The sequence below is a fragment of the Micromonospora sp. RTGN7 genome (assembly GCF_033804645.1).
Taxonomy (GTDB): Bacteria; Actinomycetota; Actinomycetes; order Mycobacteriales; family Micromonosporaceae; genus Micromonospora.
In genome coordinates, this window is sequence record NZ_JAPZLF010000002.1 from 226,221 (window position 1) to 242,463 (window position 16,243).

The window sequence follows — 16,243 nt, forward strand, 5'->3', positions numbered from 1 at the left end:
ACCGAGCGCAGCGAGGGCCATGAGGGCATGACAAGAGAGGTACTGCAATGAATCTGCACACCCTGTCCGTGCTCGTGGAGAACAAGCCGGGCGTCCTGGCCCGGGTCTCCGGGCTGTTCTCCCGGCGTGGCTTCAACATCGACAGCCTCGCCGTCGGCGAGACCGAGAATCCCGACGTCTCCCGGATCACCATCGTGGTCAACGCCGAGTCCTCCCCGCTGGAGCAGGTCACCAAGCAGCTCAACAAGCTGGTCAACGTGCTCAAGATCGTCGAGTTGGACGCGCAGGTCTCGGTCGCCCGGGAGTTGCTGCTGGTCAAGGTCCGCGCCGACCGCGCGGCCCGCAGTCAGGTGCTGGAGACGGTCAACCTGTTCCGCGCCCGGGTGGTCGATGTCGCGCCCGACACGTTGACCATCGAGGCCACCGGCACCCCCGACAAGCTGGACGCGCTGCTGCGCGACCTCGAACCGTACGGGATCAAGGAAATGGTCCAGTCCGGCACGGTGGCGATCGGGCGCGGCTCGCGTTCGATCACCGCCGGTCCGGCTCTGCGGGCCGCCTGAACCTCCCCTCGCCACCAACCGCACAAGCCACGACGGGCCACCCGGGCCGTCGTACGAAAGGGAAGTCAATGAGCGTTGAGGTGTATTACGACGACGATGCCGACCTGGGTCTGATCCAGGCCAAGAAGGTGGCGGTGATCGGGTACGGCAGCCAGGGCCACGCCCACGCGCTGTCGCTGCGCGACTCCGGCGTCGACGTGGTGATCGGCCTGCCGGAGGGCTCGAAGAGCCGGCCCAAGGCCGAGGAGCAGGGCCTGCGGGTGCTCACCCCGGCCCAGGCCGCGGCCGAGGCCGACGTGATCATGATCCTGGCCCCGGACACCGCCCAGCGGACCCTCTACACGGAGTCGATCGCGCCGAACCTGGCGCCCGGCAAGGCGATCCTGTTCGGCCACGGCTTCAACATCCGGTACGACCTGATCAAGCCGCCGGCCGATGTGGACGTGGCGATGGTCGCCCCGAAGGGCCCGGGCCACCTGGTCCGCCGCCAGTACGTCGACGGCAAGGGCGTGCCCTGCCTGGTCGCCGTCGAGCAGGACGCCACCGGCACCGCCCTCGCGCTGGCCCTGGCCTACGCGAAGGGGATCGGCGGCACCCGGGCCGGCGTGATCCGGACCACCTTCAAGGAGGAGACGGAGACCGACCTCTTCGGCGAGCAGGCGGTGCTCTGCGGCGGCGCGGCGGCCCTGGTGCAGACCGGGTTCGAGGTGCTCACCGAGGCGGGTTACACCCCCGAGGTGGCCTACTTCGAGTGCCTGCACGAGCTGAAGCTGATCGTCGACCTGATGTACGAGGGCGGCATCGCGAAGATGCGCTACAGCATCTCCGACACCGCCGAGTACGGCGACCTCTCCCGCGGCCCGCGCGTCGTCGACGCCCGGGTCAAGGAGGAGATGCGCAAGATCCTCTCCGAGGTCCAGTCCGGCGAGTTCGCCCGCGAGTGGATCGCCGAGGACGACAACGGCCGCCCGAACTTCTCCAAGTGGCAGGCCGAGGGCGCGGCGCACCCGATCGAGGAGACCGGCCAGAAGCTGCGGTCTATGATGAGCTGGGTCGACCGGCCGATCACCGAGACCGCCTGAGCCACCCCGCCCACGACGGCCCGCCCGACGCCCGCCCCGGCGTCGGGCGGGCCGTTGCTGTCCTTCTTCCGTCCGGGATCCCGATGACATGTCCGGCTTGTGAGGGCCCTCACCCCACGGGCCGGGGCACGCCGGCCGGCTTCGCACCTACGATCGCCGTAGGTGCGTAGCCGGCACCTGACGGCCATGACATGTTTCAGCGCAGGGCGCAGCGCGGCGTCCGGCGCCCCGGCCGACCGCCACACGACCTACGAGGACCGATGACTCCTGTCGTACTGATCGCCGAAGAACTCGCCCCCGCTGCCATCGAGGTGCTCGCCCACGACTTCGACGTCCGTCACGTCGACGGCACCGACCGTCAGGCCCTGCTCTCCGCGCTCTCCGAGGCCGATGCGGTGATCGTGCGTAGTGCCACGCAGATCGACGCCGAGGCGATCGCCGCCGCTCCGCGGCTGAAGGTGGTCGCCCGGGCCGGTGTCGGTCTGGACAACGTCGAGGTGCCGGCCGCCACCACGCGGGGCGTCATGGTGGTCAACGCCCCCACCTCCAACATCGTGTCCGCCGCCGAGCAGGCCGTCGCGCTGCTGCTCGCCGTGGCCCGCAACACCGCCAGCGCCAGCGCCGCGCTCAAGGCCGGCGAGTGGAAGCGGTCCAAGTACACCGGCGTCGAGGTGCAGGGCAAGACGGTCGGCGTGGTCGGCCTCGGCCGTATCGGTGTGCTCTTCGCGTCTCGGATCGCCGCGTTCGGCACCCGGCTGATCGCGTACGACCCGTACATCCAGCCGGCCCGTGCCGCCCAGCTCGGTGTGCGTCTGGTCGGGCTGGAGGAGCTGCTGCGGGAGAGCGACTTCATCTCGATCCACCTGCCGAAGACCCCGGAGACCCTGGGCCTGATCGGCGAGAAGGAACTGGCGATCGTCAAGCCGGGCGTGCGGATCGTCAACGCCGCCCGCGGCGGACTGGTCGACGAGCAGGCCCTCGCCGACGCGCTCGCCGATGGCCGGGTGGGCGGCGTCGGCGTCGACGTGTACGTCAAGGAGCCCTGCACCTCCTCGCCGCTGTTCGCCTTCGACAACGTGGTGGCCACCCCGCACCTGGGCGCCTCCACGGCCGAGGCGCAGGACAAGGCGGGCCTGGCCGTGGCCAAGAGCGTCAAGCTCGCGCTGCAGGGCGAGTTCGTGCCGGACGCGGTCAACGTGCAGGCCGGTGGCGTGGTCGCCGAGGACGTGCGTCCGCTGCTGCCGCTGGCCGAGAAGCTCGGCCGGGCGTTCACCGCCGTGGCCGGCGGGGTGGCCGCCAGCGTCACCGTCGAGGTGCGCGGTGAGATCGTCAAACACGACGTCTCGGTGCTCAAGCTGGCCACCACCAAGGGGCTGTTCAGCTCGGTGGTCGAGGAGCAGGTCACCTACGTCAACGCGCCGCACCTGGCCGCCGAGCGGGGGGTCGAGGTGAACCTGACCAGCGAGGCCGAGACGGTCGACCACCCGATCCTGGTGACCGTCCGCGGCGCGCTGCCCGACGGCCGCACGGTCAGCGTCTCCGGCACGGTAGCCCACACCGGGACCCGCGACGTCATCAAGCTCACCGAGGTGGACGGCTTCGACGTGGAGATCGCCGCAGAGGGCATCCTGCTCTTCCTGCGCTACGCCGACCGGCCGGGCGTGGTCGGCACCGTCGGCACCCTGCTCGGCGAGGCCGGCGTCAACATCGCGGCGATGCAGGTGGCCCGCCGGGAGGCCGGCGGCGAGACCCTGATGACCCTCACGGTCGACCAGGCGCTCGGCGCGGACCTGCTCACCTCGGCTGCCGAGTCGATCGGCGCAGTCTCGGCCAGCGCCGCCGACCTGCGCGACGAGTAGGTCCACCCACGACCCGCGCGGCGGGTCCACGCAGGACGTATCGGGGGCCCGGCCGGGAAGGCCGGGCCCCTCGTCGTGCGCGACCCGCCGCCACCCGGCGGCGTCGGGTCAGCGGCGAACGCGGGCCGGTGGCGGGTAGACCGACCCGTCCTGGAAGTCGAAGAGCATCAGGTCGAACTCGCCGGCCAGCCGCTCGATGTCGAGCAGAACCTGATCCGCACAGGCCGGATTGAGGTTCATCTCGATGTGGTCGCTGGTCGCGTGCAGGGGCGCGACCTCCCACGGGGAATCCGGGCGGGCCGGTCGGTCCGGATAGCGGCCCGTGATCGCCCGGTAGAAGCCGACGACCCGCGGGTCCGGGTAGCGTTCGCCGTGCTGTCCCTGTCGGCACTGTTGCACCGCTGTCCGCACGTCTGCGGGGGTGGCCCCGTCCGGGAGGGCCCACACGCTCAGATCGAAACTCACGGCGGACAGCGTGCCATCCCGCGCCCGGGAAGTCACTGTGGCCCCGCCGCAGCTCAGTCGGGAACCTTCGACGGTCCTCGGAGTACGGTCCGCTGTGGAGGACCCTTGCGGCGAGTTGCGTCGATTCGCTAGCGTACTCGTGCGGTCACTGGTTGAGTTCGGCGACGGCCCGCCTTCGGGTGGCGAGGCCGGGCGTCCGGCCCGATCGGCCCGTACCCCTCGATTGTGCGAGCCACGCGCATTCGTCGCTGACCGGCCCTCATGGTCGTTGCCGAGACCGTGGGGGCCGATCGCGGGCCCGCGTTCGGAGTGACCCGGCGGTTCAGCGCCGGTTGTGGGCGAACAGCGCCCGGTAGTCCGACCCGTTGCGGAACCAGGCCAGCCCGGCCGGGCCCGCAGCGTAGAGCGCGGTGGCATACGCGTCGGCCACCGCCAGGTCCGGCCCGATCACGGTGGCGGCGACGAGGTGGTCGGCGGGTGCCCCGGTGTGCGGGTCGACCACGTGCCCCCGCCGACCGGTCACCCCGGAGGTGCCCACCGCGCCGGCCGTCATCTCCAGCACGAGCGGTGCCCGGCGGGAGTCGGTCGGATGGTGCACCGCCACCCGCCACGGGCCGCCGTGCGCGGCGTTGCCGCGTACCACCAGGTCGGCGCCGGCGATCACCGCGTAGTCGTGGATGCCGGCGACGCGCAGTCGGGCCGCGGCCCGTTCCACCGCCCAGCCGCCGAGCAGACCGCCCGGGTCGAAGCCGCCGGGCACCGCCCAGGCGTCGAACCAGCCGTCGGTCACCGCCCGCATCGCGGCGCACCGGTCCACCAGGTCGGCCAGCGGCGGATAGGACTCGGGGCTGATTTCTCCCCGGCGCAGCCGGGACACCAGGCTGTCCGGGCGGGCCGGGCCGTAGGTGAGGTCGATGGCGCGCAACTCGGCGACGGCGTCGGCCAGTGCCTCGCCGACCGCGCGCCGGCCCAGCCAGTCGGGGGCGTTGAGCAGCAGCGAGTACTCGGCGGTGCTGGTGTGGACGCTGTGCTGCACGGCGATCCGGTCGGCGGCGGCGGCGCCGACCCGGTCGAGCCGGTGGGTGTGGCCGCCCAGCCGCAGGTCGGGGCGGCGGCTGGAGAAGGAGGACGAGTCCACCCACCGGGTGCGTGGTTGCTCGTCGGTCCACCGGTGCCGGGGCTGCTCGTCGATCCGCATCACGCTGCTCCTTCGCTGACGGCGCCGCAACACCGCGGCGAACTCCGTCCGGGCCCGGTGACCCGCTCCCCACCGACCCTAGGCAGCGAAGTTGACCACACCATGAATCCCACCTGGGAGCCTGCTGTGCGTTAGCGGTTCCCGAAATGTGGAAGGAGCGTACCGGGAGGCGGGACGGGGTCGTACCGTTGCGGAAGACGACGACGAGGCGAGGGAGTTGACGGACGTGGCGCGGATCGCGGTGGTGGCCGGGGACGGGATCGGACCCGAGGTGGTCGCGCAGGCCCTCAAGGTCGTCGACGCCGTGCTACCCGGGGTGGAGGCCACGGAGTACGACCTCGGCGCGGCGCGGTACCACCGCACCGGTGAGGTGCTGCCGGACTCCGTCCTCGCCGAGCTGGCCGGGCACGACGCGATCCTGCTCGGTGCCGTCGGCGACCCAACGGTCCCGCCGGGTGTGCTGGAGCGGGGCCTGCTGCTCAAGCTCCGGTTCGCCTTCGACCAGTACGTCAACCTGCGCCCGTCGCGGCTGTGGCCCGGTGTGGTCGGCCCGCTGACCAACGTCAAGCCCGGCGAGGTCGACCTGGTGGTGGTCCGGGAGGGCACCGAGGGGCTCTACGCCGGCGCCGGTGGCACCCTGCACCGGGACACCCCGGCGGAGGTGGCCACCGAGGAGAGCCTCAACACCCGGCACGGGGTGGAGCGGGTCGTCCGCGACGCGTTCGCCCGGGCGTCCCGCCGGGAGCGGCGCAAGGTCACCCTGGTGCACAAGACCAACGTGCTGACCCACGCCGGCTCGCTCTGGGCCCGTGCCTTCGCCGCCGTGGCCGCCGAGCACCCGGACGTCACCACGGAGTACCAGCACGTCGACGCCGCCGCGATGTTCCTGGTCACCCAGCCCCAGCGGTACGACGTGGTGGTCACCGACAACCTCTTCGGCGACATCCTCACCGACATCGCCGCCGCCATCACCGGCGGCATCGGGCTCGCCGCCAGCGGCTGCATCAACCCCACCGGGGCGTACCCGTCGATGTTCGAGCCGGTGCACGGCTCCGCGCCGGACATCGCCGGCCAGGGCGTCGCCGACCCGGTGGCCGCCGTGCTCTCCGCCGCCCTGCTGCTCGACCAGCTCGGGCACGCCGACGCCGCCGCCCGGGTGACCGCCGCCGTCGGCACGGAACTGGCCGGCCGTACCCCGGGCACGCCGCTGCGCACCGCCGAGGTGGGCGACCGGCTCGCCGGGTACGCGGTGGCCTGACGCGGGTCCGCCCGACGCCCCTCGGGAGAGGGCGTCCGATCAGCCGGAACGACCCGCCCGGGGCGTCCGGCCCGCCGGCACCGCGCTACCGGCGCAACGACCGGTCGGGGTAGGTTTCAGACAACAGCGAGATCCGGCGTGCGCTCCCGCGCGCCGCCGTTCGGCAGGGAGGCCCGCGCGATGAGCGGTGACATGCTCGACTTCGAGATCATTTCGAACCCCGCGCCGGTGTCCGCCGCCGAACGGGCCGCCCTGCTCGTAGACCCGGGCTTCGGGCGGGTCTTCACCGACCACATGGTGACCATCCGGTACGCCGAGGGCAAGGGCTGGTACGACGCCCGGATCTCCGCGCGTGCGCCGATCCCGATGGACCCGGCCAGCGCCGTGCTGCACTACGCCCAGGAGATCTTCGAGGGCCTGAAGGCGTACCGCGTCGGCGACGGCGCGGTGACCATGTTCCGGCCGGCGGCCAACGCGGCCCGGTTCGCCTCCTCGGCCCGCCGGATGGCGATGCCGGAGCTGCCGCCGGAGCTCTTCGTGGAGTCGTTGCGCAGGCTCGTCGAGATCGACCAGGAGTGGATCCCCGAGGGCGATGGGGGCAGCCTCTACCTGCGCCCGTTCATGATCGCCAGTGAGGCGTTCCTCGGTGTCCGGCCGGCCAGGGAATACCTCTACGTGGTCATCGCCTCCCCGGCGGGGTCGTACTTCTCCGGCGGCGTCCGACCGGTGACGGTCTGGGTCTCGCCGGACTACACCCGGGCCGCCCCGGGCGGCACCGGCGCGGCGAAGTGCGGTGGCAACTATGCCGCCTCGCTGGTGGCCCAGGCCGAGGCGATCGAGGCCGGCTGCGACCAGGTGGTCTTCCTCGACGCCGTGGAACGCCGGTACGTCGACGAGCTGGGCGGGATGAACGTCTTCTTCGTCTACGACGACGACACGCTGGTCACCCCGCCGCTGAGCGGCACGATCCTGCCCGGTATCACCCGGGACGCGCTCCTCACCCTGGCGGCCGAGGCCGGCCACCAGGTCGAGGAGCGGCCGGTCAGCTTCGCCGACTGGCGGGCCGACGCGGCGAGCGGGCGGCTGCGCGAGGCCTTCGCCTGCGGCACCGCCGCGGTGATCACGCCGATCGGCGGGGTCCGCTTCCCTGGCGGCGATTTCCTCGTCGGCGGGGGCCAGCCGGGCCCGGTCACCACCGCGCTGCAGCAGCGGCTCGTCGACATCCAGCGCGGCCGGGCCGCCGACCCGCACGGCTGGGTCAGCCGAGTCCTCTGAAGGTCGGGGCGCGCGGCCTACTCCAGCAGGTGGTCGCGGAGCGCGGCGAGCTGGGCGTCGGTGACGCCCGCGTGCCGCAGATAACCCTCCGCCGAGCCGTGCCCCAGGCGCAGTTCGGCCAGGAAGAGCGTCATCGCCTCCGCCGGGGAGGCCAGGTAGGGCGGGGGCAGTTCCTTGGCGTCGGGCGTGGTGGTGGCCACCCAGGCGCTGAACTGCTCCGACGCCTCGGTGCTCAGCGCGTAGTCCGCGGCGATGTCGGCGTCGCTCACCCCGAGCGCCGACAGGGTCAGCGCGCAGACGATGCCGGTGCGGTCCTTGCCGGCCACACAGTGCACGACGACCGGCGCGGTGGCGCTGTCGGCGATCAGCCCGACCGCCTCGGCCAGCCCGGCGGCGCCGGTGCCGGCAAGGTCGGCGTATCGGTCGGCGAGGAACCGGGCCAGGCTGGAGCCGGGCTCGTACTGCGCCTCCGCCCAGTCCGTGTGCTCGGGGTGGATGTGCCGGTAGGTGAGCCCGGCCAGTTCCGGCACCCGGCCGTCCCGGGCCACCTCCTTCGGGCGGCGCAGGTCGATCACGGTACGGACGCCGAGGGCGACGAAGACGTCCCGGTCGGCGCCGTCGAGCCGGTGCGGGGAGTCCGAGCGGTAGAGCCGGCCCCAGGCCACGGCGCGCCCGTCGCGGGCCGGGTAGCCGCCGACATCGCGGAAGTTGAACAGTGCGGAGAAGGGGATCCTGCGGTTGGTCTCGATCGCATCCACGCTGACACCGTAACGGCCGGTGGAGCAGAGCTCCACCGGCCGTTACGGTCGAACAGGTCAGCGCGCGGTGCCCGGGGGCAGGTTGCCGTAGCTCTCGTCGTAGTAGCCGCCGATCCTGTCCCGGAAGGCCGGGTCGCTGTGGCCCTCCTCGTCGTACTCGGGTGCGGCCTTGATCTGGTCCTTGTCGCGGTCGACGTGCACCTTGCGCTCGTCGTGGTCGACGTGGTTGACCGTGCCGGCGGGCAGCATGACCTTCTTGCCGAAGATCCACGGGCCGGTGTCGACCACCAGATAGCTGCCGCCGACCTCGTGGCTCGCGCTGTCGATCTTGCCGATGCTGCCGTCGGTGGCCTCGACCTTGTAGCCGACCAGGTCGGCGTCGGCCACCGAGGCGTGGTCGCGGTAGCTCCACGGGTCGAACGCACCGGCGGGGGCACCGCCGGCGATCGCGTCCTGGCCGCCGGCGAGCATCGGTTCCGGGGTGCCGTGCGTGGCGTGCGGATCGAGCCTGTCCATGGGGTGCTCCTGCCTCGACTGACGTAGTCGTTTCGGAGAGAAGGCGTTCTCGTGTCCGAAACACACCTACCCACGTCCGGGCAGCCGTACACACCGAAGGGCGCAGACGCCGACGCGGCGGCCTGCACGACGACGGCGGTCCGCAGCCCCGCCAGCGACGATTCGGGCTGCGTAGGTGAGCGCGGATGGTATCGGAACCCCGGATCACCGTCCCGGGATGTGGATTATGCCTCCCAAAACGGGGGTCGAGTGGCACAGTGGCGATCGTGACCAGCAGCCTCCTGATTATCGGCACCTAGCGCGCCCGGCCTTCCCTCCGCCGAGCGCGCAGACCTCCCGTATCCCGGGGGGTCTTTTTGTTGGCCGCTCCCCGCCGCCCCGTCCGCCCCACCCGCGCCCGAAAGGACCTTCCCCATGACGTTCCAGGTCTACGACACGACGCTGCGCGACGGCGCCCAGCGCGAGGGACTCACCTACTCCGTGGTCGACAAGCTGGCCGTGGCCCGGCTGCTCGACGAGTTCGGGGTCGGCTTCATCGAGGGGGGCTGGCCGGGCGCCGTACCGAAGGACACCGAGTTCTTCCGCCGGGCCCGCACCGAGCTGGACCTCAAGCACGCCCTGCTCGTCGCGTTCGGGGCGACCCGCAAGGCCGGCCTCGCGGTTGCCGACGACCCGCAGGTCCGGGCCCTGCTCGACGCGCGGACCCCGGCCGTCGCGCTGGTCGCCAAGGCCGATCTGCGGCACGTCGAGCGCGCGCTGCGCACCACCGCCGCCGAGAACCTGGCGATGATCCGGGACACCGTCGCGTACCTGGTCGCCGAGGGGCGGCGGGTCTTCGTCGACGGCGAGCACTTCTTCGACGGCTACCGGCACGACCCGGCGTACGGGGCGGCGGTGGTGCAGACCGCACTGGAAGCCGGCGCCGAGGTGATGGTGCTCTGCGACACCAACGGCGGGATGTTGCCCTCCCAGGTCACCGCCGTGATCGCCGACCTCGTCGCGCGGACCGGGGTGGCTCCCGAGCGGCTCGGCATGCACGCCCAGAACGACACCGCGTGCGCGGTGGCCAACACCATCGCCGCCGTCGAGGCCGGGGTCCGCCACGTCCAGGGCACCGCCAACGGGTACGGCGAGCGCCCCGGCAACGCCGACATCTTCGCCGTCGCCGCCAACCTCCAGCTCAAGCTCGGGCTGCCGGTCCTACCGGAGGGCTGCCTGGAGCAGATGGTGCGGGTCTCCCACGCCATCGCCGAGATCGCCAACATCGCCCCCGACACCCACCAGGCGTACGCCGGGGCCGCCGCCTTCGCCCACAAGGCGGGGCTGCACGCGAGCGCGATCAAGGTGGATCCGCTGCTCTACAACCACGTGGAGCCCACGGTGGTGGGCAACGACATGCGGATCCTGATCACCGAGATGGCCGGCCGGGCCAGCGTCGAGCTGAAGGGCCGCGAACTGGGCCTGGACCTGGCCGGCCATCCGGAGACCCTGTCGAGGGTGACCAGCCGGGTGAAGGAGTTGGAGGCCGAGGGCTGGTCCTTCGAGGCCGCCGACGCCTCGTTCGAGCTGCTGGTTCGCTCCGAGCTGCCCGGCGCCGCCCCGGTCCGGCCGTTCACGCTGGAGTCGTACCGGGTGCTGGTCGAGCACCGCGAGGACGGCGCGGTGGTCTCCGAGGCCACCGTGAAGATCCGGGTACGCGGCGAGCGGGTGATCGCCACGGCCGAGGGCAACGGCCCGATCAACGCCCTCGACGAGGCGCTGCGGGTCGGCCTGTGCCGGCACTACCCGCAGCTGCGCGACTTCGAGCTGGCCGACTACAAGGTGCGCATCCTGGAGGGCAGCCTCGGCACCGGCGCGGTGACCCGGGTGCTGGTCGAGACCGCCGACGGCGCGGGCCGGGACTGGACCACCGTCGGCGTGCACCCCAACGTCGTCGAGGCGTCCTGGCACGCGCTCGTCGACGCCCTCACCTACGGCCTCAACCTCGCCCGCGTGTAAGGAAGGCACCCTCTTAACGCCGCCGGTAGAGAAGGGCTCCCCTCTCACCGCGCCGGCGGCGGCGTGCCGGCCCTTGTCGACCTGCGGAGGCGGCCCCGCTCAGACGGCGGGCAGCCGCAGCTCGGCGAGGACCGCGCGGTGGTCGCTGCCCGGCACCGGCCGCACGGCCACCGACCGGACGGCGACCCGCCGGTCCACCAACACGTGGTCGATCGTCACCGGCGGGATCGGGTCGCCGTCGTACGGGCCCCAGGTGCCGGTGAGCCCGTCACCGGCGGCGTCGGCCGCGTCGACGTACCCGGTGGCCAGCAGGGCGCGCAGCGGCGCGTGGTCGAGGGTGGCGTTGAAGTCCCCGGCCAGGATCGACAGCCCCGCCTGCGGGGTGGCCGCCGGCTGCGCCTCCAGGTCGGTGCGCCAGAACTCGACCTGGTCGACCGCGTACGGGGCCGCCGGGTGGGCCGACTCGATGCGTACCGGCGGTGCGCCCGGTGGGGTCACCGTGCCGTACGCCTGGCTGAATCCCCAGCCGCCACGGTTCTGCCGGATGCCGCCCCCGGTGATCGGGAAGCGGGCGTACAGCCCCGAGCCGACGGTGCCCACCTGCGGGTTGAGCTGCCGGTGGGGCAGCAGGGTGGCCAGGCCGAGCCGGTCCAGCTCGGTCGCCGTGTCGGGGGTGAACTCCTGCACGGTCAGCACGTCGACCCGGTGCGCCCGGACCAGGTCGACCAGGGTGCGGGCGTCGGCCGCGCCGGCCAGCAGGTTGGCGGTGAGCAGCCGCAGCTCCGGCCCGTGCGCGGCGGGCTGCCCGCCGGGCAACGCCCGGGGTGCGACCACCCCGACCAGCGCCGCCGCGGCCAGGGCCGCGACCACCGCCGGCCAGCGGCGCCGCAGGGCGAGCGCGAGTAGCAGCGGCACGGGCGTCCAGGCCGCGACGTACGGGGTGAAGGCGACCGCCTGGACCAGGGGGCCCCGTTCCAGGCCGGGCAGCCGGAGCGCCGCCCAGGCCAGCCCGGGCGTCACGGCCGCCCAGCACAGCAACGTGCGCACCCGGGCGGCCCGGCCGATCGAGGGTCCGGCATCCGGTGACGTGATCATGGCGACACGTTAGCGCCTGAGGCGGCCCAACCGCCGTCCGCCACTGCGCCTCGGCGGCCTCGAGTGAATTGTCGAGCCTTCATGTTTCACAATTTCCTGGCACCCTGAATCAGTCTTAGACACCACCCTCAGCTATTGACCTCGCGCTTTTTTCGATGCTACTTTCCACCTGGTTCCAAACCCGACACTCTCGGTAGTAAGCCCTGTTCAGCAGTGGTGCTCTGGCCGCCCGATCGGCATCGTGAATGCGCCGGCTGCGGCTGCGCCGACGCTTCTCATCAGCACCGAACAGGCTCGGAAACAATCCGGCTCGTTGTCTGACGAGTCGGTCGTGTCACCAAGGTCAATAAAGGGGAGACCTGTTATGGCCAAGTTCATTTCCCGCAGGGCGGTCGCGGTCACGTTCGGCGTGTTGGCGCTGACGCTGGCCGGTGGCGGCATCGCCGCCGCCCAGACGACGGCGGTCAAGCCCGCGGCCCAGACCGAGCAGCCGGGCGCCCGCGCGGTAGTCCAGTCCGGGCAGCCGGTGCCGACGGCGGCCGAGGCGGCCCAGGCCAAGGCAGCGCTGAAGGCGAAGAAGGACGTGAGCCCGTCGTTCGTCGCCGGCTCCACGTCCTTCGCGGTCGTGAGCAGTGCCGGGGTTCTGCTCCGCGGCCACGACGTGGTCTCGGTGACCAAGTACGGCCCCGGCCAGTACCAGGTCATCTTCAACCGCAGCCTGCTTCGGGGCGGGTACGTGGCCACCATCGGCACGACCACCGACTGCTGCCTCCCGCCGGCTGGCGAGGTTTCGGCGGCACCGCGCCTCGCCACGCCGAACGGCATCTTCGTGCAGACGCACAGCTCGGCCGGCGTCGCGGCCGACCGGCCGTTCCACCTCGCGGTGTTCACCCCCTGAGCGCCTGAGTGGACGACGCCGACCCCGCCCGGGGTCGGCGTCGTTGCCGCCGGACTTGTCCCTGGCGCGGCTCGCGTCGTTGGCGACGGTCGTCCCGGTTAGGGCCCGGAAGGTACCCCGAGTGGCGTAAATTCCGACGTTTGTCGGACCGCCCCCACGGGAAGCAAGCACCGTGACGGACATCTCGGACACCCTGGCCAGCCTGCCCAGCCCGGTCGATCCAGACGCGACCGACGCCGAGCTGCAACAGACCCTCTTCGAGGTCAAACGCGTGATCGTCGGGCAGGATCGGCTCGTCGAGCGTCTGCTCACCGCGCTGCTCGCCGGCGGCCACTGCCTGCTGGAGGGCGTTCCCGGCGTGGCCAAGACCCTCGCCGCGCACACCCTGGCCACCGTGGTCGGCGGTACCTTCTCCCGGATTCAGTTCACCCCGGACCTGGTTCCCTCCGACATCGTCGGCACGCGCATCTACCGGGCCTCCAGGGAGAGCTTCGACGTCGAGCTCGGCCCGATCATGGCCAACCTCGTGCTCGCCGACGAGATCAACCGGGCCCCGGCCAAGATCCAGTCCGCGCTGCTGGAGGCGATGGCCGAACGGCAGGTCTCCATCGGCGGGCGGAGCTGGCCCGTGCCCGACCCGTTCCTGGTCCTCGCCACCCAGAACCCGATCGAGTCCGAGGGGGTGTACCAGCTCCCCGAGGCCCAGCGCGACCGCTTCCTCATCAAGATCGTCGTGGACTACCCGGGGGACGCCGACGAACTGGCCATCCTCTACCGGATGAGCACCGACCGGCCGACCCCGCGCCAGGTCCTCGATGCCGGCCGGATGCGCGCACTCCAGCGCCGGGCCGGCGACGTCTTCGTGCACCACGCCCTCGCCGAGTACGTGGTCCGGCTGATCCTGGCCACCCGGGACCCGGGCCGGTTCGGGCTGCCCGAGGTCGCGCCGCTGCTCGCGTACGGCGCGAGCCCCCGGGCCACCCTCGGTCTGGTCGCCGCCGCCCGGGCCCAGGCCCTGCTGCGCGGCCGGGACCACGTGCTGCCCGAGGACGTCCGGGAACTGGCGGTCGACGTCCTCGCCCACCGGCTGGTGCTCTCCTTCGACGCGGTCGCCGACGGGATCACCGCCGAGGAGGTGGTGCGCCGACTGGTCGACGCCGTGCCGCCGCCCCGGGTCGCCTCCCGGCACCCCGGGCACGTCGCCGACCTGGCGGCGGCGTGAGGGGCCGTGCCGCGCAGCCTGCGCGGACCGGGACCACGCGGGCACCGGGCGGGACCACGCCCGCCGGCCCGACCCTGGCTGACCTCGTGCCCGACGGGCGGCTTCGCCGGCTGGAACTGACCGTCACCCGCCGCCTCGACGGGTTGCTGCACGGCCAGTACCGCGGGCTGCTGCCCGGGGTGGGCAGCGAGGTCGCGGGCAGCCGCGAGTACCGGCCGGGCGAGGACGAGGTGCGCCGGATGGACTGGGCCGTCACCGCCCGGACCGCCGTCCCGCACGTCCGCCAGGTCGACGCCGACCGGGAGCTGACCACCTGGCTGCTGGTCGACGCCAGTCCCAGCATGGAGTACGGCACCGCCGAGCTGGACAAGCGCGAGCTGACGGTCGCCGCCGTCGCGGCGGTCGGCTTCCTCACCGCCGGCTCCGGCAACCGGATTGGCGCCCAACTGCTCGGCCCGGCCGGGCTGCGCCGCTTTCCCGCCCGCAGCGGCCGGACCCACCTGCTCGGGCTGCTCCGGACGCTGCTGACCGCGCCCCGCGTCGGCGGGTACGACCCGGACACCGCGCCCCTCGCCCCGCCGGACCTGACCGACGGGCTGGCCGCGGTGGGACGGGTCGCCACTCGACGGGGCCTGGTCGTGGTGGTCTCCGACTTCCTCGACGGGCTGCCCGAGGACCCGGCCGACCCGCCGCCCTGGGAGCCGCCGCTGCGCCGGCTCGCCGTGCGGCACCAGGTGCTCGCCGTGGAGGTGACCGACCCCCGTGAGCTGGAGCTGCCGGACGTCGGCCTGATCACCCTTGTCGACCCGGAGACCGGCCGGCGGCGGGAGGTGTGGACCGGCGACGCCGGGCTGCGCGGGCGGTACGCCATGGCCGCCGCCGCCCAGCGCGACCAGGTCAGCCAGGCATTGCGCCGGTGCGGGGCCACCCACCTGCCGCTGCGCACCGACCGCGACTGGTGCGCCGACATCGTCCGGCACGTCCACGCCCAGCGCCGGCTCGCCCTGGCCCCGGCGGCGAGCGGCGGTCCGGCCCGGCGCCCCGTCGCACCCCGTGGAGGTGCCGCGTGAACTGGCAGTCGCCCGCTCGGCTCTGGCTGCTGCTCGGGGTCGCCGCGCTGGCCGTGGGCTACCTGCTGGCCCAGCGCCGCCGCAGCCGGTACGCCGTCCGCTTCACCAACCTTCGCCTGCTCGACCGGGTCGCCCCGCACCGCCCCGCGTGGCGGCGGCACGTGCCGGCCGGACTCTTCCTGGCCATGCTCGCGCTGCTGGTGGTGGGCTTCGCCCGCCCCCACGACGAGGTGCGGGTGCCCCGGGAACGGGCCACCGTCATGGTGGCCGTGGACGTGTCCACCTCGATGCTCGCCTCCGACGTGGAGCCCGACCGGCTCAGCGCGGCCAAGAAGGCCGCCCGGCGGTTCGTCGACGGCCTCCCCGACGAGTTCAACGTGGGGCTGGTCGCCTTCGCCGGCAGCGCGGCGGTGCTGGTCCCGCCCGGCACCGACCGGGAGGCCCTGCACGAGGGGATCGACCGCCTCGTCGAGGGTGCCACCGGGGTGCAGGGCACTGCCATCGGGGAGGCGATCAGCACCTCGCTCGGCGCGGTGAAAGGGCTGGACAGTCAGGCGGCCACGGAGCCGCCGCCGGCCCGGATCATCCTGCTCTCCGACGGGGCGAACACCTCCGGCCTGGACCCGCTGGAGGCCGCTGCCGAGGCGGTCGCGTCGAAGGTCCAGGTGCACACGATCTCGTTCGGCACCCCGTCCGGGTTCGTCGACCGGGGCGGCCGGCCGATCCAGGTGCCGGTGGACGGGCAGACCCTCAAGGCCGTCGCCGACTCCACCGGGGGTGGCTTCCACGAGGCGACCAGCAGCGCGGAGCTGCGGGCGGTCTACGACGACATCGGCACCTCGGTCGGCTACCGCAAACAACGGCAGGACGTCTCGGCCCGGTTCATCGGGCTCGGGCTGGTCCTGGCCATGGGGGCCGCCGCGGGGTCGATGCGGTGGTTCTCCCGGCTGCCCTGAAACCGGCCTGCGGCCTAGCCGGCCGCCCCC

At 72.9% G+C, this 16,243-nt stretch carries 15 protein-coding genes; 10 read left to right on the plus strand and 5 right to left on the minus strand.

What is annotated here, in order from left to right; all coding sequences use genetic code 11:
- The first annotated feature begins 47 nt into the window (after positions 1 to 47).
- The 3 genes from ilvN to serA all read left to right on the plus strand — a co-directional run bounded on the left by ilvN (position 48) and on the right by serA (position 3,504).
- Positions 48 to 563, plus strand: a complete 516-nt coding sequence (ilvN, locus tag SNR22_RS04320) for an acetolactate synthase small subunit (RefSeq protein WP_320065130.1) — start codon at positions 48 to 50, stop codon at positions 561 to 563.
- 68 nt (positions 564 to 631) lie between these two features.
- Complete coding sequence (ilvC, locus tag SNR22_RS04325) at positions 632 to 1,645, plus strand: ketol-acid reductoisomerase (RefSeq protein ID WP_320065131.1); 1,014 nt, start codon at positions 632 to 634, stop codon at positions 1,643 to 1,645.
- A 260-nt stretch (positions 1,646 to 1,905) separates the two neighbouring features.
- Positions 1,906 to 3,504, plus strand: a complete 1,599-nt coding sequence (gene serA / locus SNR22_RS04330; protein ID WP_320065132.1) for a phosphoglycerate dehydrogenase — start codon at positions 1,906 to 1,908, stop codon at positions 3,502 to 3,504.
- 108 nt (positions 3,505 to 3,612) lie between these two features.
- On the opposite strand, the gene SNR22_RS04335 is transcribed toward serA, so the two are convergent.
- A complete protein-coding gene (locus SNR22_RS04335; protein WP_320065133.1) occupies positions 3,613 to 3,969 on the minus strand; it encodes a hypothetical protein in 357 nt (118 codons plus the stop codon).
- A 322-nt stretch (positions 3,970 to 4,291) separates the two neighbouring features.
- On the minus strand, positions 4,292 to 5,167 hold the full coding sequence (locus tag SNR22_RS04340; RefSeq protein ID WP_320065134.1) for an FAD:protein FMN transferase: 876 nt from the start codon (positions 5,165 to 5,167) through the stop codon (positions 4,292 to 4,294).
- Between the two features lie 226 nt (positions 5,168 to 5,393).
- Between SNR22_RS04340 and SNR22_RS04345 the strand changes: the two genes are divergently transcribed.
- On the plus strand, positions 5,394 to 6,425 hold the full coding sequence (locus SNR22_RS04345) for a 3-isopropylmalate dehydrogenase (RefSeq protein WP_320065352.1): 1,032 nt from the start codon (positions 5,394 to 5,396) through the stop codon (positions 6,423 to 6,425).
- 180 nt (positions 6,426 to 6,605) lie between these two features.
- A complete protein-coding gene (locus tag SNR22_RS04350; protein ID WP_320065135.1) occupies positions 6,606 to 7,700 on the plus strand; it encodes a branched-chain amino acid aminotransferase in 1,095 nt (364 codons plus the stop codon).
- Between the two features lie 17 nt (positions 7,701 to 7,717).
- Here the strand turns inward: SNR22_RS04350 and SNR22_RS04355 are convergent, their stop codons facing one another.
- Positions 7,718 to 8,458 (minus strand): tyrosine-protein phosphatase, encoded by a 741-nt coding sequence (locus SNR22_RS04355; RefSeq protein ID WP_320065136.1) that lies wholly within the window; start codon positions 8,456 to 8,458, stop codon positions 7,718 to 7,720.
- Positions 8,459 to 8,515: 57 nt separating this feature from the next.
- On the minus strand, positions 8,516 to 8,974 hold the full coding sequence (locus SNR22_RS04360) for a PRC-barrel domain-containing protein (RefSeq protein ID WP_413775588.1): 459 nt from the start codon (positions 8,972 to 8,974) through the stop codon (positions 8,516 to 8,518).
- Positions 8,975 to 9,388: 414 nt separating this feature from the next.
- Here SNR22_RS04360 and cimA point away from each other — a divergent pair, with 414 nt between their 5' ends.
- Entirely contained in the window at positions 9,389 to 10,972 is a 1,584-nt protein-coding gene (cimA, locus tag SNR22_RS04365) for a citramalate synthase (protein ID WP_320065137.1), read from the plus strand.
- Positions 10,973 to 11,071: 99 nt separating this feature from the next.
- Here cimA and SNR22_RS04370 read toward each other — a convergent pair whose 3' ends face one another.
- Complete coding sequence (locus tag SNR22_RS04370) at positions 11,072 to 12,067, minus strand: endonuclease/exonuclease/phosphatase family protein (RefSeq protein ID WP_320065138.1); 996 nt, start codon at positions 12,065 to 12,067, stop codon at positions 11,072 to 11,074.
- A 364-nt stretch (positions 12,068 to 12,431) separates the two neighbouring features.
- On the opposite strand from SNR22_RS04370, the gene SNR22_RS04375 reads away from it, so the two are divergent.
- The 4 genes from SNR22_RS04375 (at position 12,432) to SNR22_RS04390 (ending at position 16,213) form a co-directional block, all read left to right on the plus strand.
- On the plus strand, positions 12,432 to 12,965 hold the full coding sequence (locus tag SNR22_RS04375; protein WP_320065139.1) for a hypothetical protein: 534 nt from the start codon (positions 12,432 to 12,434) through the stop codon (positions 12,963 to 12,965).
- Positions 12,966 to 13,137: 172 nt separating this feature from the next.
- Complete coding sequence (locus SNR22_RS04380) at positions 13,138 to 14,187, plus strand: MoxR family ATPase (RefSeq protein WP_320065140.1); 1,050 nt, start codon at positions 13,138 to 13,140, stop codon at positions 14,185 to 14,187.
- Between the two features lie 86 nt (positions 14,188 to 14,273).
- Complete coding sequence (locus SNR22_RS04385; RefSeq protein ID WP_320065141.1) at positions 14,274 to 15,257, plus strand: DUF58 domain-containing protein; 984 nt, start codon at positions 14,274 to 14,276, stop codon at positions 15,255 to 15,257.
- A complete protein-coding gene (locus SNR22_RS04390) occupies positions 15,254 to 16,213 on the plus strand; it encodes a VWA domain-containing protein (protein ID WP_320065142.1) in 960 nt (319 codons plus the stop codon). The genes SNR22_RS04385 and SNR22_RS04390 overlap by 4 nt, the downstream gene beginning before the upstream one ends.
- Positions 16,214 to 16,243: the final 30 nt, after the last annotated feature.

Bases quoted from the DNA above. Each gene is read 5' to 3' on its own strand.
- serA (WP_320065132.1), top strand. From the start codon at position 1,906: ATGACTCCTGTCGTACTGATCGCCGAAGAACTCGCCCCCGCTGCCATC.
- ilvC (WP_320065131.1), top strand. From the start codon at position 632: ATGAGCGTTGAGGTGTATTACGACGACGATGCCGACCTGGGTCTGATC.
- SNR22_RS04375 (WP_320065139.1), top strand. From the start codon at position 12,432: ATGGCCAAGTTCATTTCCCGCAGGGCGGTCGCGGTCACGTTCGGCGTG.
- SNR22_RS04340 (WP_320065134.1), bottom strand. From the start codon at position 5,167: ATGCGGATCGACGAGCAGCCCCGGCACCGGTGGACCGACGAGCAACCA.
- SNR22_RS04350 (WP_320065135.1), top strand. From the start codon at position 6,606: ATGAGCGGTGACATGCTCGACTTCGAGATCATTTCGAACCCCGCGCCG.
- cimA (WP_320065137.1), top strand. From the start codon at position 9,389: ATGACGTTCCAGGTCTACGACACGACGCTGCGCGACGGCGCCCAGCGC.
- SNR22_RS04370 (WP_320065138.1), bottom strand. From the start codon at position 12,067: ATGATCACGTCACCGGATGCCGGACCCTCGATCGGCCGGGCCGCCCGG.
- SNR22_RS04360 (WP_413775588.1), bottom strand. From the start codon at position 8,974: ATGGACAGGCTCGATCCGCACGCCACGCACGGCACCCCGGAACCGATG.
- ilvN (WP_320065130.1), top strand. From the start codon at position 48: ATGAATCTGCACACCCTGTCCGTGCTCGTGGAGAACAAGCCGGGCGTC.